Raw genomic sequence first — 17,826 nt, 5'->3', positions numbered from 1 at the left:
CGCACGAATGACTCTATCCGTAAGCTTCGCTCTAACAGCTCGACAAACCGCAATTTAATTATGTGACAGATATCGAAGATCTACTCCACGCCAAAAGGAGTACCCCTAAAAAGGGATACTCCTTTTCCTGTAGATTGCTTTTGTGCCTTACTTACCTACGCAGAACCGTTCGAAGATGGTATTGATCAGTTCATTGTCTACGGTTTCTCCCGTGATTTCACCCATCCGGTTCCAGGCTTCCACCAGGTCCACGGTGATGCAGTCCGCCGGCATGCCGGCAGAGAGGGACTCCTGGGCCCGGTGCACCGCTTCCAGTGCCTTTTTCACCAAATCCACGTGCCGGAGGTTCGTGAGGAAGAGTTCCCTTCCCGCGTCCCGGTCCTGGTGTTCCGTGAGATGGCGCAGGGCTTCTTCCAGCTCCTCCATGCCGCTGCCGTAGCGGGCGGAAATGGGGACCACCGGAATGTCTCCGGCGGCTTCGTGGATTTCTTTTTCTCCGATTTCCTGGGGAAGGTCATATTTATTGAGGATCACCATGGCTTTCCGGCCCTTCAGATTTTTGAGGAGGGTCTTATCTTCCTCGGAAAGGGGCTGGGAACCATCGATGACCGCCAGCACCAGATCCGCCTTCGCCATGGATTCCTTCGCCCGTTCGATACCGATTTTTTCTACCTTGTTGTCTGTCTCCCGGAGGCCGGCGGTATCCATGAGTACCAGGGGAACGCCGCCGATTTTGATGGATTCTTCGATGGTATCCCTGGTGGTGCCGGGAATATCGGTGACAATGGCCCGGTCTTCCTGGAGAAGCGCATTGAGTAGGCTGGATTTTCCTGCATTCGGCCGTCCTACGATGGCTGTGCGGAGGCCTTCCTTGATGATGCGCCCTTCTTCCGAACGCTTCAGGAGGGAGGACAGGGATTTTTCAATGGTTGTAAGGCCTTCGGCGATTTCTTCATTTGTCAGGTCTTCCAGGTCCTCCTCCGGGTAGTCAATGGTCACTTCCAGCTTCGTGATAAGGTCTGTCAGTTCGTCCCGGCTCTTTTTCACGAACCGGGAAAGGGCGCCGGACAGATGGCTTTCCGCCTGGGACAGGGCGGCAGAGCCCTTTGCTTCGATGATGTCCATCACCGCCTCTGCCTGGGACAGGTCCAGCCGGCCATTCAGGAAGGCCCGCTTCGTGAATTCACCGCGGCTGGCGAGGACGGCCCCATTTTCCAGGGCCAGCTCCAGGGTCTCCCGGAGGGCCTCCATGGACCCGTGAATCTGGATTTCCACCACGTCTTCTCCGGTGTAGGAATGGGGGGCCTTCATGTAGACCGCCAGCCCCTCATCTACTTTCCGGCCTGACCGATGGACATGGCCGAAATACATCATGTAGGGAACGGCATCTTTCATGGAGGCCAGTTTTTTTGTGGTAAACATGCGGTCCGCCACCTCGCAGGCAGAAAGGCCGCTGATGCGGACGATGCCGATGCCTCCTTCGCCGGGGGCTGTAGCAATGGCCGCTATGGTTGTTTCTTCGTACATAGATTTCTCCTTGAGTTACATATTGAAATTTATTTATATTGTAACAGAAACGGGAAGAAATGCAAAAACAGGTACGCCCCTTATTTCCCTCGGAATGGACCCTTTCAAAGAAGTCTCTTTTTTTATATAATAACAGTATTGGATTTATATAATGGATAAGTGTTCCATAGAGGTACAACAACAGAAAGAAGGATACCATGTATCTCATTGATACCTATGATGTAATTGTGGTGGGAGCAGGCCATGCGGGCTGCGAAGCGGCCCTGGCGGCTGCCCGGCTGGGCTGTAAGACCCTGCTCACCACCATTTCTCTGGAAAACGTGGCCATGATGCCCTGCAACCCTGCCATCGGGGGACCGGGGAAAAGCCACCTGGTGAAGGAAATCGATGCCCTGGGCGGAGAAATGGGAATTGCCGCCGATAAGACGGCCATCCAGATGCGCATGCTGAACCTGGGCAAAGGACCGGCGGTGTATGCCCTCCGCGCCCAGTCCGATAAGAATGCCTATCACCGCTACATGAAGCAGGTGGTGGAAAATACGGATGGCCTGGACCTGAAACAGGTGCAGGTGATGGACATTATCGTGGAGGATGGAAAATGCGTGGGCATTACCACGGAACTCCATGAGGAATACCGGGCAAAGGCGGTCATTCTCTGCACCGGTACTTACCTGGACAGTGAAATTATCATCGGCGACACCATGTATTCCGGCGGCCCCAATGGCATGCGGCCGTCCGTGGGACTTTCAGAAAACCTGAAAAAGCATGGCCTTTCCATTCTCCGCTTCAAGACCGGCACCCCCAGCCGCGTGGATATACGAAGCCTCCATCTGGACCATATGCAGCTGGAACAGGGAGATCCCCAGAACCATGCCTTTTCTTTCATGGATGAGCGGGCGGACCGGAACCAGCGGAACTGCTGGCTCACCTATACGAACGAAGAGACCCATACTATTATCCGCAACAATCTCATGCGGGCTCCAAAGTATGCGGGCCTTATCCACGGTGTGGGCGCCCGGTACTGCCCGTCCATCGAAGACAAGGTGGTCCGGTTCCCCGATAAGAAACGGCACCAGCTCTTCATCGAGCCGGAAGGTCTTGATACGAATGAAATGTACGTCCAGGGCATGTCCACGTCCATGCCTATCGACGTGCAGTATGCCTTTCTGAAGACCATTCCGGGACTGGAAGACGTGAAGGTTATGCGGCCGGCCTATGCCATCGAGTATGACCTTCTGGATCCCCTGCAGCTCTATCCGACACTGGAAGTGAAGAAGCTGCCGGGCCTCTATTCCGCCGGCCAGTCCAACGGTACTTCGGGTTACGAAGAAGCAGCGGCACAGGGCCTCATGGCCGGTATCAATGCGGCCCTTAAAATCAAGGGGAAGGAGCCATTCATCCTCGGACGCCACGAAGCCTATACGGGGGCCCTCATCGATGATCTCGTCACGAAGGGTACAAATGAACCCTACCGCATGATGACGAGCCGCAGTGAATACCGGCTCATTCTCCGCCAGGACAATGCGGACCTCCGGCTCACCCAGAAGGGCTACGACATCGGCCTGGTTACGGAAGAACGGTATCAGCATTTCCTGGAACGGAAGCGGAACTTCGAGGAAGCTATGAAGTATATCCGCACGAAGCGGTTCACGCCGAAGGCAGAAGTGAATGAGGCCCTGGAAGCCATGGGCTCCGCACCCCTCACCACCGGCATGGGTGCAGATAAGATCCTGAAGCGGCCGGAAATGACCTATCAGAAGATGGTGGAATTCCTGGGATGCCCGGAATTCGATCCGGAAGCGGTGGAAGAAATGGAAATCACCATGAAGTACGAAGGTTATATTGCCCGGCAGGAAGCGGCTGTGAAAAAGGCGGCCCGCATGGAAAGTGAAAAGATGCCGAAGGACATGGACTACCTCCATCTGGAAGGGATTTCCATCGAAGCCCGGCAGAAGCTGGATAAGATCCGGCCCCTTTCCCTGGGACAGGCTTCTCGTATTTCCGGCGTTTCTCCGGCGGATATGTCGGTGCTCATGGTGTATCTGAAGCGGCATAAGGGAAAGTAAAGGGGAAACAGCCTTCGACCAGGGCTCTGCTTTATGGCAGGGCATCGGTCGACGCCGAGGCAAAACCTGCGGCCAGGTGATACCCCCGGCCGCAGGCCGATGCCTTTTTCAACTATACACTATACACTATACACTTTAATAGCGCCCGCAGCAGGGAAATTTATGCGGGCAGATACCATCATTTTTTAAAAGAATTATAGAAAGGGAATATCTATGACAGCCTTGGAAATGATGAAAACTTTAGGCCTTGCAGCCAATGAGGAAGCTGCAGGAAAACTGACAGAGTACAATGCCATGGTCATTGCCATGAGCCAGAAAGTGAATCTCACAGGGATTAAAGACGTGGAGGAGAGCATGGTGAAAAACGTCTTTGATTCTCTTACTGTGTACGATGAAAAATATTTTCCGGAAGGCGGTCGGGTCCTGGACCTGGGCACCGGCGCCGGTTTTCCGGGGGTGCCGCTGGCTATCCTTCGGCCGGACATGCAGTTTATCCTCGTGGATTCCATACAGAAGAAACTGAATTTCATTGAGGAGGCCTGCAGGAACCTGGGAATCGACAATGTGAAATGCCTCCATATCCGGGCGGAAGAAGGAGGAAGACGTCGGAAAACAAGGGAAGCCTTTGACGTGGTGACGGCCCGGGCGGTGAAGGCTATGCCCATCATTTCAGAATGGGCCCTGCCCTTTGTCAGAGTGGGCGGCGTCTTTGCGGCTATGAAGGGCCCCGGGGCCGATGAGGAAATGAAAACGGCCGGTAAAATTCTTCGGGAACTCCATGGTGAGCTGGAGGAGAAAAAGGAACTGGCCCTTCCCGGAGGAGACCGGCGCTGTATCCTTTATATCCGCAAGACAGCGCCCTGCCCGAAGAACTATCCAAGGAAAGTGGGAATTGCAGAAAAGAAACCTGTCCTGGGTGAGTAGTTCCGGGATTTTTGAGAAAGAGTGCCCTGGGGCACTCTTTTCCATTGTCTGATCAGCGGTTCCCCGGCTCCGGCTGCCGCGGCAGGACCGGATTCTGCATTTCCGGAATGAGGATATCCATACCCTTTCTTGCTATAGCCCGTATATTCCTGTATACTATAAAAAGTGACCAAGGGTTGAAAATTAATATTTCCTGGCAAAATGTATAAATAAGGTTGGAGGACAGGCATGGCATTAACGAAAAAGGCGGAACGGACGAAGGCAAAACTTCTCCAATCGGCTAAAAAGCTGATTGGGGAAAAGGGCTTCGACCGGGTTTCCGTGGAAGATATAACCAGGGACAGCGGTGTGGCGAAGGGGACATTTTACCACTACTTCAAGTGCAAGGAAGATGTGATTATGGAACTGTCCTTCCAGTCCAGCCGGGTCATTATCAATCAGTCCATCCATCTGGAAGGAACCGTGGTGGACCGGTGCTGTTTTTTCATTATGAATATGTACCGGGATGCCCGGTGGGCCGGCGTGCGTCTGGTGCGCCAGTGGATCCGGGAATGCATCGAGTCGGAAACCGGCGATGCCAAGGTGAAAGAATGCCTGGAAGATTTCCATTCCTCCCTGCTTACCATCCTGACCGTGCACCGGGGAGAGGGCCCCGGGGAACTGGTAGAAGATGCGCCGGTGGATACGCTGGTGAAGCTTCTGATTGGTCATATATTCGGTACTCTGACAGTCTGGTGCATGGTGAACGGGGTTTGGCAGATGGACGATAAAACAGGTGAAAAGTATACCCGTATCGATATCGGCAACCTGTTGAAGCCCTACCTGATTCCCTGATTTCCTGAAGGCGGCGGTCATGGCCCGCTGCCTTTGGTTTTGAAATAAAGCGGTTTTTACAGGGAAAATGCCCGATTTCCGGTCCCTCGATGATTCAGGAATCCGCAGTATGGAAACCCTGCAGAGAAAGTGAGGTTATGAAGTGAAAGAAGTCAAACCTTCCAAACGGCCTATACTGGCCTATTATGTGATTATCTTTCTTGTGATTATTTTCTTTAATTCCCTCATCATGCCGGCCTTTCGGAGCAATGAAGTGAAGACCGTGGATTATTCCACCTTCATCACCATGACCGAAGACAAGGAAATCGACAAGGTCCAGGTGGAACAGGACCAGATTCTCTTCACCAAGAAGGGGGAAAAGGATACCTATAAGACGGCGCCCATGAACGATCCCCAGCTGGTGGATCGCCTCCAGAAATCCGGTGCTGACTTTGCAGCAAAGATTTCCACCCCCATGAATCCACTCCTCGATTTCGCATTGACCTGGATCCTGCCAATCCTGATTTTCATCGGCATCGGCCAGTACATGAACAAGAAGTTCATGAAGAATATGGGCGGTCCCGATGCCATGCAGTTCGGCCTGGGAAAGTCCCATGCCAAAATCTTTGTTAAGCCCACAGATGGTATCAAGTTCTCCGATGTGGCAGGGGAAGATGAAGCAAAGGACAGCCTGAAGGAAGTGGTATCCTACCTCCATGATCCTACCAGATACAAGGAAATCGGTGCCAAAATGCCGAAGGGCATCCTTCTCGTGGGACCGCCAGGTACCGGCAAGACCATGCTGGCCAAGGCGGTGGCCGGAGAATCGGGCGTTCCGTTCTTCTCCATTTCCGGCTCTGAATTCGTAGAAATGTTCGTCGGCATGGGGGCCGCCAAGGTCCGGGACCTGTTCAAACAGGCAAAGGAAAAGGCACCCTATATCGTATTCATCGATGAAATCGATGCCATTGGCAAGAAGCGCGGCGGCGCGGCCATCGGCGGCAATGATGAACGGGAACAGACCCTGAACCAGCTCCTTACAGAAATGGACGGGTTTGAAGACAATACGGGCGTCATCATCCTGGCGGCCACGAACCGTCCGGAATCCCTGGATCCTGCCCTCACAAGACCGGGCCGTTTTGACCGGCAGGTGCCGGTAGGACTGCCGGATCTCCAGGGCCGTGAGGCAATTCTCAAGGTCCATGCCAGCAAGATCAAGCATGCGCCGAATATCGATTTCAATAAAGTGGCCCGCATGGCTTCCGGTGCCTCCGGCGCCGAACTGGCTAATATCGTCAACGAAGCTACTCTTCGTGCGGTCCGGGATCATCGGAAATTCGCAACGGAAGAAGATATGGAAGCATCCATCGAAGTGGTCATTGCAGGGTATGAAAAGAAGCATGCCATCCTTTCCGATAAGGAACGGTGCGTGGTTTCGTACCACGAAATCGGCCATGCCCTGGTGGCAGCCCTCCAGAGCCATTCCGCTCCGGTGCAGAAAATCACCATTATTCCGAGAACAAGCGGGGCCCTGGGCTATACCATGCAGGTGGATACAGGAAACCACTACATCATGACGAAGGAAGAACTGGAAAACCAGATCGCCACATTAACCGGCGGCCGGGCCGCGGAAGAAGTGGTCTTCCATACCTCTTCCTCCGGTGCTTCCAATGATATCGAGAAAGCCACGAAGCTGGCCCGGGCTATGATTACCCGGTTCGGTATGAGCGATGAATTCGGCATGGTGGCCATGGAGACGGTGACGAACCAGTACCTGGGCGGCGATACCACCCTGGCCTGCTCTCCGGAAACCGCAGCCCGCATTGATCGGGCCGTGTCTGCCCTCATCAAGAAGGAACATGAAAAAGCAGTGAAGCTTCTGGAAGAAAACCGTCCTAAGCTCGATGCCCTGGCCAAGTACCTCTATGAAAAAGAAACGATTACGGGCGAAGAATTCATGCATATCCTGGAAACAGGCAAAGTGCCGGAACCGAAAAAGGCTCCTGAAGCACCGTCCATGGATTTAAACCTGGAAAAATAAAGGACTTTCCTGAAAAGCGTAAAAGAGTCCCCCTCCGGATTATGGAGGGGGACTCTTTTTGCCTGTAGGAAAATACAAGAAATGGATTTACCGGCAGTCCCTTTTATGATACTATATTCATAGAAATCGAAATAACAACAGCTGATTATAAAATATAAAAGGAGGATTCCTATGGCATTGGCAATTGGTGAAAAGGCACCGGACTTTACACTCCCTTCTGACGAGGGCAGGGATATTTCCCTTCATGACTATGAAGGACAGAAGGTGATTCTTTACTTCTATCCCAAGGACAATACGTCCGGCTGCACCCTGGAGGCGAAGGCCTTCCGGGACCATCTGGAGGATTTTAAAAAGCTGGGATATGCAGTCCTTGGCGTAAGCCGGGATTCCATTAAGAAACACTGCAATTTCCGGGATAAAAATGAGCTCAATTTCCCGCTGCTTTCGGATGAAGAGGAAAAGGTAGTCAATCTTTACGGCGTGCTGAAAGAAAAGAGCATGTACGGCCGGAAATACATGGGCATTGAACGGTCCACCTTTATCATCGATGAAAAGGGAAATCTGGTCAAAGAATACAGGAAGGTGAAAGCAGCATCCCACGTGAATGACCTGCTGAAGGACCTGGCAGAATAAAAGACTGCCGTATAAAAAAGCCGTGAACCATGGCATTCCATGGTTCACGGCTTTTTCACTTTCTTAAATGATAGTGCGCGAAGGCGTTTCCCTGGGGAAGCGCTGATTAATTCGCAGAGTCAGATTTAATCAGTGCTTCCCTGGATTTCCTCCAGGGCTTCCAGACCCAGCACCAGGGCTGCATTCCTGCTTTCTTTTCCCCAGTGCCGCTGGTCGTGGGACAGGGAGGACAGGGTATCGGCGGTGAACATGATTTCCGCAAATTCCTTCTTCCGGAACCGGGCGCAGGCGGCAAGGGCGCTGGTTTCCATGTCAACCAGCTCGCAGCCTTCAGCTTTTCGCTTCTCCACTTTTTCCCTCGTTTCCCGGAAAAAGCCATCGTTTGTCCAGGTAGTGGCGGGATGGAAGGGGAGCCCCTTCTTTTCAAAGTATCCTTTGAGCCATCGGAGGGGCTCCTTTTCTCCCTGAATTTCATAGAGGGGAAATTTTTTCGTGAGGGACAGGAAGGAGCCGATGATTTTTCCGCCCCGTCCTTCGGCAAAGGCGGCAATCCGCTTCTCCCCCAGAAAGGCCATGAGGCACCGGGAGGGAAGGCGGAGGGAGAGGTGCTCGAAATCCGGAGAAATGAGCCCTTCTTCGCTGCTGAACTCGGTGAGGGGAATGTTGTCTGTCATGGGATGACTCCTTTCTATGGGGAATGATATGTTGGCAGCTGGCGGCTCATGGCTCTGGCCATATTCATGGGAAGCAGAGGCTGTCCATTACTGCCCTTCCAGATGGTACGGCGAATTCGGGCAGGGCTGTTTATCCGGGAGCGGGATGCCCCGGGCAGTAAGGACCTGGCGGAGCAGGGCGGGGCGGTCGGAAATGATGCCATCCACACCCTTATCCAGTTCCCGCTCCATATCCTCTTTTTCATTGATGGTCCAGGACACCACTTTCATGGAAAGGCTGTGGGCGTGCTTTACATCGGCAGCCCCGATTTCCCGGTAATAGGGGGAAAGAATATCGGCCCCCGCTTTATGGGCCGCTTCGATGACAGAGCCGCCGCAGTCGGATAGGCGTATGCCGCCGAGCCAGGGGGACGGTTCTTTTCTCCCCAGCCACAGGGTATCCCCATCTACGCCCCAGGAAGGCTGCTGCTGGTAGAGGGCAGATGTGCGGATGGAGGGATCCAGCCGCTTCATGAGGATCAGGGTGGTCCAGTCAAAGGACTGGAGGATGACCCGCCGTTCCATGTGGTGTTTTCTGACAATCCTGTAAAATTCATGGACGAACCGCTCAGGATCTGCGTTATTCCGATAATAGGGGCTTTCCGGGTTTGGATAGGATTTTGTTTCTATGTTGAATTCGATGGTCCGGTTTCCTGCAGCCTCGATGAGGGAGAATAGTTCTTCCAGCGTAGGAATGCAGGCATCATGGGGCACCTGGGTGCCATGTTCCCTGGCATACTTCGTGCCGGGACGGAGATGGCCTACGTTAAACTTTTGTATTTCTTCGACGGTCATGGTGCGGAGGTCGTACTGCCCTTCTTCCACCGGCTGCCCTTCGCTGTCTGTGGTGATATCCGGGTTCAGCCAGGGATTGTGGCTCATGACGATGCCGTCCCTGGCAAGCTGCATGTCGCATTCAATGGTGACCGCCCCGATTTCCAGGGCGTAAAGGTAGGAATAGAGCGTATTTTCCGGTCGGGCGTCCCTGCCGCCCCGGTGGGCTTCAAAATCAAACATGATGATCTCCTTTCGTAAGAATGGATGATTCCGGTTCGGGAGGCTTGTGGGTGGAGACCGTTGAGCAGAGATTCTGAAAGCGGACAGCCCCGCCAAAAAAAGACGCTATTCACCAGCAAGCCAAACCGCTGACATTCCTTACTCCTCATCCATGCTGTCCAGCAGGATGTATACATTTTCGGTATCGTACTCGATCTGTTCGGACCAGCGGGTGACGGAGCGGATGAGGTCTCCGGTGCGGGCGTATTCCAGCAGCATGAAAACCACCGCTTCTTTTGCATAGCGGGCCATGGCCAGGGGGTCATAGGCTTCGCATTCATCCAGCTGCCGATAAAAATGTACTGGTAAAGGCGGGTGAGAAAGGGGAGTCCTGTCTCTTCGGAAAGCTGCCGGGCCCGGGGAAGGAGGGTATCCATATGGGACTTTATGAAAGACAGGGAGTCTGTCCACTCCCGGTCAATGGGATTCGTTTCTTCCAGCCGGGAAATGGTTTTCTCTGCCAGGGGCGCAAAAAGGGAAAGGTCCGGGGCAGAGAGTTCCGGCTCCTCATCCAGGTGGAGAAGAGTAAGGATGCGGTCAAAATGGAAAGGCCTGTCCGATTCGCTGCTCCGGAAAGAGAGCGGCCCCTTTTCGGCCAAAAGCTGCTCCACCGTTCTTTCGCAGGCCAGCCCCGTGCCGCAGAGCATGACTTCTTCTCCCCTGTCCGCATCATAGGGAAACTTATAAAACCGGGGGTGGTCGCGGCAGATCTGGCAGAGGAAATCATCGCCCCTTTCCAGCACCAGCCGGCACAGCCCTTTTTCTGTGAGGAAGTGGCAGTATCCCTTTTCGTTCATCCGAAAGCAGGGGAGTCCTTCTTCCCCGGTTTTCATCCATTCCCTGAGTTCCTTGCCCAAAGGCCCCTTTGTGCTGCGGTATTTTTTCTCTGTGTCTTTATCAATATCGATTTCCCATTTCTGGCAGCACGTATGGCGGCACCTGTCCGCCTTGCATTGGAAATCGGGGAAAAAGGTGGGATAGATTTTCAGCATAATGGCTCCTTGGAAATCGATTAAAACAGAATACATGGGGATGGCAGAGGATTCCCTATAAAAAAATCCCCCATCCCCGAAGGGGACAGGGGACCATATGTTATTTCACTTCCTGGATAATGGGGAGAATCATGGGGCGCCGTTTGGTGCGGTCGTAGAAATACTTGCCCAGGGTATCACGAATCTGGGTCTTGATGGCATTCCATTCCGTCACATTGCCGGCTTCACAGCGGTCAAGAACCGATTCGATACGGTCTTTGGCTTCCGAGAGGAGGGCTTCACTGTCACGGACATAGACGAATCCCCGGGAAACGATATCCGGACCCGCCAGGACCTGGTTGCTTCCCTTTTCCAGGGCAATGACCACGATGACCACGCCGTCCTGGGCCAGCTGCTGCCGGTCGCGGATGACGATATTTCCTACATCCCCTACGCCGAGGCCATCGACGAAGACGGGGCCGGCCTGTACTTTACCGTTGATCTTGCCGCTGCGGTTCGTGAATTCAAAGACAGAGCCGTTTTCTCCGATCAGGATGTTCTGCTTCTTCACGCCCAGGCTTTCCGCCAGTTCCGCATGGCTGCAGAGCATCCGGTATTCGCCGTGGACAGGAATGAAGAACTTCGGCTGTACCAGGGAGAGCATGGTCTTCAGGTCTTCCTGGGAACCGTGGCCGGAAACATGGACCCTGGTGGTGGCGCTTGTTACCACATGGGCGCCGAGGCGCATGAGGCTGTCGATGGTGCGGCCTACGCTGGTTTCGTTGCCGGGAATCGGGGAAGCGGAGATGATGACGGTGTCTCCTGCATGGATCTGCACCTGCCGATGGCTGCCGTCAGCCATGCGAGACAGCCCGGCCATCGGTTCACCCTGGCTGCCGGTGGTGAGAATGCAGAGGCGGTCATCCCGGTACCGGTTGATTTCTTCCGGCTCAATGAATGTGCCTTCCGGCGCTTTCAGGTAACCCATTTCCAGGGCAATACCTACCACGTTTACCATGGACCGGCCAAAGACGCAGACCTTCCGCTTGAAGGCAACGGCAGCGTCAACGGCCATCTGGATACGGGATACGTTGGATGCGAAGGTGGCAAGAATAATGCGGCCCCGGGCATCGGCGTAGGCTTCAAGAAGGGAACGGCGTACTACCGCTTCGGACGGGGTATATCCCGGACGCTGGGCGTTCGTGGAATCGGCGCAGAGCACGAGGACTCCCCGGTGTCCCAGTTCAGCGAGCTTGTACATGTCCGTCAGTTCGCCGTCCACCGGAGAATGGTCGAACTTGAAATCCCCCGTATGGACGATGGTGCCGATGGGGGTGCGGAGGTAGATGCCGCAGGAATCAGGAATGGAATGGCACACATGGAAGAAACCGAACTTGAATGAACCGGCTTTGAATTCATCCCCCGATTTCACCACGTGGAGGTCAGCATTTGTAATATGGGCTTCCTTCAGTTTGCCTTCGATGAGCCCGCAGGTGAGGCGGGTGGCATAGACCGGTGCAGAAACTTCTCTTAAGAGATAAGAAAGGGAGCCGATGTGATCTTCGTGACCATGGGTGATCAGGATGGCTTTGATCTTATCCTTGTTTTCAATGAGATAACTGAAATCGGGGATAACGATATCGATCCCCAGCATGTCTTCTTCCGGGAAGGCCATGCCTGCATCAATTACGATAATTTCGTCGCCGTAACGGAAGACAGTCATGTTCTTTCCGATTTCCCCCAGTCCGCCCAGGGGAATGATCTGTAATCTAGCTTTTGCCAAGATTAAAATCCTCCTATTTAATTTTTATAAAATAAAAATGTATCCTCACATAGAAATACATGCAGCATACATATAAACATACCAATTAAAAAGCCGTTCCATAGTCGCTTTTCCTATTATATCACAAGCAGGAAGCCCTGTGGCAGAAAGATAAATCTGAGAATTGAATGAAGGGAGCTGAGGCTGCTGAGCCTTGCCGCTGAATGCCAGGTCATCAGTCATCCGCTGTAGGGCGATCCAGTTGTCTGACAGGTAAAAGATACCAGCCCTGCGCCATTGATTCTACCGGTAAGCATGCTAAAACACTAAACTTCGGGAACGCAGAACCGGCCTGCGGACATCATTTTGTCCCGGCGCTTCCCAATATATGGTACAATAATATATCTACTACAAATGTGTATAAGGAGTAATCGTATGGATCATAGAATTTCCGGGAATAACCACGCCGTCGTGCTGGCGGGCATGTGCACGGCTCTGGCGGTGGTGCTGTCCCTTCTGGGCTTTTACATGCCCCTTTTGTCGACGGTGGTCTTTCTTCTCATTCCCCTTCCCATTGCCTACCTGGGCATGAAGGAAGGTGTGAAATGGCCCGTGGTAGTTACCACAGGGGTGCTCATCCTGGATTCCACATTTTTTGGCGTGGTATCCGCTGCCTTTGTGTGTGCCATCTTTGGCCTCCTCGGTGTGGTCATGGGCATCTGTTACCGGTACAAGGTATCGGCGGCAAAGACCCTTTTCGCCGGCGCTGCGGTGGTGCTCATCGCCCTGGTGGCTGAGGGCATTGCAGCCCTGTACCTGCTGGGGATTCCATCTCTTCTCTTCGGCGGGGAAGGCATGGCCCAGATGAAGGACAGCATGCTGGAAGTGCTGCCTTCTTTCTACAGCGGGGAGGCACTGGACCAGGCGAAGGAGAAGGTGGAATTTCTCATGGATGCCATGGAAAAGTCGGTGCCCTATACGCTGGTGGCGGTTTCCGTATTCTATTCCTGGGCCTCCATGACCCTGGGTGCCCATATTTTCAAAAAGATGGGTATCAGCGACATTCCCCACCTTCCGCCCTTTGAGCGGTGGGAATTCCCGAAGGGCACCATCCTTCTGTACCTGGTGGTCCTGGGATGCCAGTATTTTTTCAAGGACCAGGAGCAGGTGTCCTATGTGGCTTATAACCTGGGCACCCTCTGTGTCACCATCTTCTGGCTCCAGGGGCTGGCGGTGGTGTGGTGGCTGCCCCATCGGTATCCCATGATGAAGCCCCTCCGGCTTTTCATTATGATCCTTTCCGCCTTCATCGGCTTTGTCCAGATGTTCGTCGTATTCCTGGGCATCGCGGACATGGCGGTGGACTATCGGAAAAAGAGAAATTACATGTAATAGATGCCTGCTTTTTCCTTTGATTTGCATTCATTCTTTATTTCGGTTAGGATTAAGGGTGACCGGAAGAGGGGTTCCGGCGGCACGAAGAAATTATTTGGAGACTGGATTTTTTAGAAATCGAGGTTTACAGAGGGTAAAATGCTCAGTGACATTTGGGTGTACAAGAAAACGTCCCGAATCATGCTGGCCCTGCTTCTGGCAGCGGTGGTCATGCTGGCAACCCAGAACTGGCAGCTGGGACTCCTTCTCTTCATCGTCGTGGCGGGTTGTGTGGTTTACATCAAGCGCTGCGACTATTACCAGGAGAAACGGCTGCTCCGGTACCTGGACGACCTGTCCGCCGGCGTATCCGCCGGTACGGTGTATGCGGTGAAGAACCTTCCCGTAGGCATCGCCATGATGGATGAGAAGAAGGAACTGGTCTGGGCCAATAATGTTTTCCGGGGGTGGATCGGGAAAGACGCCCAGGAGGGCGTACGGTTCCAGAACCTGGTGACCGGACAGAAAATTTCAAAAATCTGGGGGAAAACGGGCTGGTTTGACTGCCATGCAGGAGGCACGTTCTTCCGGGTATTCCACAAGTTCATCGACGTGGATATCGGCGGCGGTACCCAGTCGCCGTTCATGGTGTTCTATTTCATGGATCGCACTGATGTAGAAGTGGCGGTCCGGGAATGCACGGAGGCACGGCCCGTATTCGGTATCATCCGTATCGATAACGTATCGGAAGTCACTTCAGATATGACGGATATGGAAAAATCGGCGCTCCTGTCGGACGTGACGGAAAAGGTGCTTTCCTATTTCAGCAGCCGCGATGGATTTATCAAGCAGTATTCCACCACTGATTTCGTGACCTGCGTTTCCCAAAAGGCCCTGACAGAGCTCATGGAAAGCAATTTCGATATTCTGGATCAGGTGCGGGCCATCCATACGGTGAACCGTATCCCGGTGACATTGTCCATCGGCGTCGTGCAGAGTGAAGACAGCTTTGCCAAGCAGTTCGAAGAAGCCCAGGTTTCTTTGGACCTGGCCCTGGGCCGGGGCGGTGACCAGGCCATTGTCCGTATCGGTAAAGATGTGAAGGCCTTTGGCGGTAAATTACCTACCGCCGTCAGCTCCACCCGCGTCAGGGTCCGCGTAGTGGCCCAGGCGCTGAAGGAAATCATCGATGGCGCCGACACAGTGCTCATCATGGGTCATGCCCATGAAGACTTTGATGCCTTAGGGGCTGCGGTAGGCGTATCCCACCTGGCCAGGGCATCCCACAAGGAAACCCATATCGTCCTTTCGAAGGAAAGGGATACCTGCAAAAAGATGGTGGAAGCCATCGAGAAGAGCGGCCAGGCCGAAGGACTCCTGGTGGATGAAGGGGAGGCAAAGGGCCTCATCACCGACAAGACCGTGGTGGTTATTGTAGATACCCATATACCTGAACTGGTGGCAGCGCCGGAAGTTCTGAGAAAGGCAAAAAAGAAAGTGGTCATCGACCATCATCGGAGAGCCAGCACCATGATTTCCGCGCCCCTTTTGACTTACATGGAGCCTTCCGCTTCGTCGGCGTCGGAACTGGTTTCTGAACTGGTTCAGTACTACGGCGGTGATGAGGAAATGAATGAACTCGAGGCGTCCTGCCTCTATGCGGGCATCGTGGTGGACACGAAGAACTTCGCCGTCCAGACCAGCGTCCGTACCTTTGATGCCGCCAGCTTCCTGCGCCGCTGCGGCGCCGATACGAAGCTGGTACACCGGCTGTTTGAAGAAGACATCAGCAGCATCCGCACCAAGGCGGAAATCCTGGCGGATATGAAGCTGGTGGATGGCACCATCGCCATCGCCTCCTGTCCGGAACATGTGGAGGAATCCCAGATACTGGCTGGTCAGGTGGCCGATTACCTTGTGACCATCAAGGAAATCCGGGCCAGCTTCCTCTTCTACTATACCGAAAAGGGGTTGTGCCTGTCGGCCCGGTCCGATGGTTCCATCAATGTGCAGGTGGTCATGGAAGCTCTGGGCGGCGGCGGCCATCTCACCGTAGCCGGTGCCCAGCTCGGTAAGGAAGGAAACCGGGAAGAAGCAGAAAAGACAATCATTGCGGAAGTCCGCAAACAAATAAAGGAGGAGAAAGAATGAAAGTCGTACTCTTACAGGATGTCAAAAAAATGGGAAAAAAGGGAGACGTTGTAGAAGTCTCCGACGGCTACGGCCGCAACGTACTGATCCGTAAAGGACTGGGCGTGGAAGGAACGAAGGGAAACCTGAATACCGCAGCCCAGCGGCAGGAATCCAAAGTATTCAAGGACAAGGTAGCCGCCGATGAAGCGGTCATCATGGCAGCCCAGCTGAAAAAGGTGAAAGTGGTCATTAAAGTCCAGAGCGGTGAAGATGGAAGAATCTTCGGTTCCGTCACCGGCAAAGACATCAGTGAAGCCCTGGAAAAACAGTATAAATTCAAACTGGAAAAGAAAAATATCCGCCTCAAGAACCCCATCAAGACATTGGGCGAATACGATGTGGAAGTCTGGGTACACCAGCAGGTGACCAGCACCGTCCACGTTTCCGTAGTGGCAGAATAAAAGAAAATCCCATGGCAGAAACCATGGGATTTTTTTATAGGAATGATTGGGAATTGTATTAAACAGGAGTGGGGGAATTGGAGATTAGGAATGAGGAATCAGGAATGAAGGTGGCGGCGCATCAGAATTATAAAGGCGCCGCATTACTGATGAATTAGCAGCAAAGCTGCCAAATATATCATCAGCGGCGCTATATGATTTGTGCGCCGCACAACCATTCCTCATTTCTCACTCCTCATTCCTGATTAATTTCTTGCTTCAGGTAAGGAAGATTTTCTCGGCTGTTTTTGGTTATCTCACCCATTCACAGACAGTCCTTCCCGTTTATGGTATAATAGTAGCGTAAATTGCGCGTGAATGAAGCGTATAGAACACTTTCCCAAGAGCAGCATGTGGGAATTCCGTACAGGAAGGAAGAATGAAACATGGCAACAGCAATGGTAATCGGTGCCCAGTGGGGCGATGAAGGTAAAGGCAAGATCGTTGATTATCTCGCCGCAAAGGCAGACGTAGTCGTCCGCTCCCAGGGGGGAAATAACGCAGGCCATACCGTAGTTACCGGCGGCAAGGCTTATCCGCTCCGCCTCATGCCCAGCGGCATTATGTATCCCGGCACCATCTGCATCATCGGCACCGGCGTCGTAGTGGACCCCAAGAGCCTTCTGGAAGAAATGAAACGGCTCGAAGACCAGGGAATCGATGCAAAGCATCTCCAGATTTCCACCCGTGCCCAGGTGGTATTCCCCTACCATATCCGTCTCGATGAAGCAGAAGAAGCCCGGAAGGGAAGCCATAAAATCGGCACCACAAAGAACGGCATCGGACCCTGCTATGCAGATAAGATCAACCGCATCGGCATCCGTATGTGCGACCTCATGGACAAGGAAACCTTTGCGGAAAAACTGAAATACAATGTGGCCCAGAAGAATATGCTCCTGGAAAAGCTCTATGGCATGGAAGGCTTCGACTATGAAACCATGCTGGACGATTATCTCGGATACGCTGAAAAGCTCCGCCCCTATGTGACCGATACGAACTACACCGTGCAGACCCTGGTACGGGAAGGCAAGAACGTCCTCTTCGAAGGCGCCCAGGCTTCCATGCTGGACTGCGATAACGGTACCTATCCATTCGTTACTTCTTCCCATCCTACCGCCGGCGGCGCCTGCATCGGTGCCGGCATCGGACCTCATATGATGCAGAATATTTTCGGCGTGGTGAAAGCATACAGCACCCGCGTAGGCCAGGGCCCGTTCCCCACGGAACTCCTGGATGAAACGGGAGACTACATCCGGAATACGGCCCATGAATTCGGCACTGTCACCGGCCGTCCCCGCCGCGTTGGCTGGCTC

Annotated in this window: 14 protein-coding genes and 1 pseudogene; 9 read left to right on the top strand and 6 right to left on the bottom strand. The window is 53.4% G+C overall.

Annotated features, from left to right (window positions below; genetic code table 11):
- Positions 1-147 precede the first annotated feature (147 nt).
- Positions 148-1,527, bottom strand: a complete 1,380-nt coding sequence (gene mnmE / locus QZR21_RS03620) for a tRNA uridine-5-carboxymethylaminomethyl(34) synthesis GTPase MnmE (RefSeq protein WP_296096274.1) — start codon at positions 1,525-1,527, stop codon at positions 148-150.
- A 197-nt stretch (positions 1,528-1,724) separates the two neighbouring features.
- Here mnmE and mnmG point away from each other — a divergent pair, with 197 nt between their 5' ends.
- The 5 genes from mnmG (at position 1,725) to bcp (ending at position 8,004) form a co-directional block, all read left to right on the top strand.
- A complete protein-coding gene (gene mnmG / locus QZR21_RS03615; RefSeq protein ID WP_296096272.1) occupies positions 1,725-3,593 on the top strand; it encodes a tRNA uridine-5-carboxymethylaminomethyl(34) synthesis enzyme MnmG in 1,869 nt (622 codons plus the stop codon).
- Between the two features lie 213 nt (positions 3,594-3,806).
- Complete coding sequence (rsmG, locus tag QZR21_RS03610; RefSeq protein WP_296096271.1) at positions 3,807-4,517, top strand: 16S rRNA (guanine(527)-N(7))-methyltransferase RsmG; 711 nt, start codon at positions 3,807-3,809, stop codon at positions 4,515-4,517.
- 228 nt (positions 4,518-4,745) lie between these two features.
- On the top strand, positions 4,746-5,351 hold the full coding sequence (locus tag QZR21_RS03605) for a TetR/AcrR family transcriptional regulator (RefSeq protein WP_296096269.1): 606 nt from the start codon (positions 4,746-4,748) through the stop codon (positions 5,349-5,351).
- Between the two features lie 142 nt (positions 5,352-5,493).
- Complete coding sequence (ftsH, locus tag QZR21_RS03600) at positions 5,494-7,371, top strand: ATP-dependent zinc metalloprotease FtsH (RefSeq protein WP_296973806.1); 1,878 nt, start codon at positions 5,494-5,496, stop codon at positions 7,369-7,371.
- A 171-nt stretch (positions 7,372-7,542) separates the two neighbouring features.
- Complete coding sequence (bcp, locus tag QZR21_RS03595) at positions 7,543-8,004, top strand: thioredoxin-dependent thiol peroxidase (protein ID WP_296096266.1); 462 nt, start codon at positions 7,543-7,545, stop codon at positions 8,002-8,004.
- 125 nt (positions 8,005-8,129) lie between these two features.
- Here bcp and QZR21_RS03590 read toward each other — a convergent pair whose 3' ends face one another.
- The 5 genes and pseudogenes from QZR21_RS03590 to QZR21_RS03570 all read right to left on the bottom strand — a co-directional run bounded on the left by QZR21_RS03590 (position 8,130) and on the right by QZR21_RS03570 (position 12,530).
- Positions 8,130-8,678, bottom strand: coding sequence for a hypothetical protein (locus tag QZR21_RS03590; RefSeq protein WP_296973802.1), 549 nt, complete (start codon positions 8,676-8,678; stop codon positions 8,130-8,132).
- An 87-nt stretch (positions 8,679-8,765) separates the two neighbouring features.
- Entirely contained in the window at positions 8,766-9,734 is a 969-nt protein-coding gene (locus tag QZR21_RS03585) for a glycerophosphodiester phosphodiesterase family protein (RefSeq protein WP_296096263.1), read from the bottom strand.
- Positions 9,735-9,872: 138 nt separating this feature from the next.
- The gene (locus QZR21_RS03580; RefSeq protein WP_296096261.1) at positions 9,873-10,025 is read right to left on the bottom strand and encodes a hypothetical protein; all 153 of its coding nucleotides are present in this window, start codon (positions 10,023-10,025) and stop codon (positions 9,873-9,875) included.
- 344 nt (positions 10,026-10,369) lie between these two features.
- Positions 10,370-10,765: pseudogene (gene fliB, locus QZR21_RS09095) on the bottom strand (flagellin lysine-N-methylase); the annotation flags it as partial.
- Positions 10,766-10,865: 100 nt separating this feature from the next.
- Positions 10,866-12,530: a ribonuclease J gene (locus QZR21_RS03570; protein ID WP_296096311.1), complete on the bottom strand. Its 1,665-nt coding sequence runs from the start codon at positions 12,528-12,530 to the stop codon at positions 10,866-10,868.
- Positions 12,531-12,941: 411 nt separating this feature from the next.
- Here QZR21_RS03570 and QZR21_RS03565 point away from each other — a divergent pair, with 411 nt between their 5' ends.
- From QZR21_RS03565 to QZR21_RS03550, 4 genes are all read left to right on the top strand, one after another.
- On the top strand, positions 12,942-13,898 hold the full coding sequence (locus QZR21_RS03565) for a YybS family protein (protein ID WP_296096257.1): 957 nt from the start codon (positions 12,942-12,944) through the stop codon (positions 13,896-13,898).
- Between the two features lie 141 nt (positions 13,899-14,039).
- On the top strand, positions 14,040-16,031 hold the full coding sequence (locus QZR21_RS03560; RefSeq protein ID WP_296096256.1) for a DHH family phosphoesterase: 1,992 nt from the start codon (positions 14,040-14,042) through the stop codon (positions 16,029-16,031).
- Positions 16,028-16,474: a 50S ribosomal protein L9 gene (gene rplI, locus QZR21_RS03555; protein ID WP_296096255.1), complete on the top strand. Its 447-nt coding sequence runs from the start codon at positions 16,028-16,030 to the stop codon at positions 16,472-16,474. The genes QZR21_RS03560 and rplI overlap by 4 nt, the downstream gene beginning before the upstream one ends.
- 425 nt (positions 16,475-16,899) lie before the next feature.
- A partial coding sequence (locus tag QZR21_RS03550; RefSeq protein ID WP_296973795.1) for an adenylosuccinate synthase occupies positions 16,900-17,826 on the top strand: 927 nt, incomplete at its 3' end.

The sequence above is a fragment of the uncultured Dialister sp. genome, assembly GCF_900541605.1.
GTDB lineage: Bacteria > Bacillota > Negativicutes > Veillonellales > Dialisteraceae > Dialister.
This window is presented reverse-complemented; position numbering and strand designations above follow the sequence as displayed.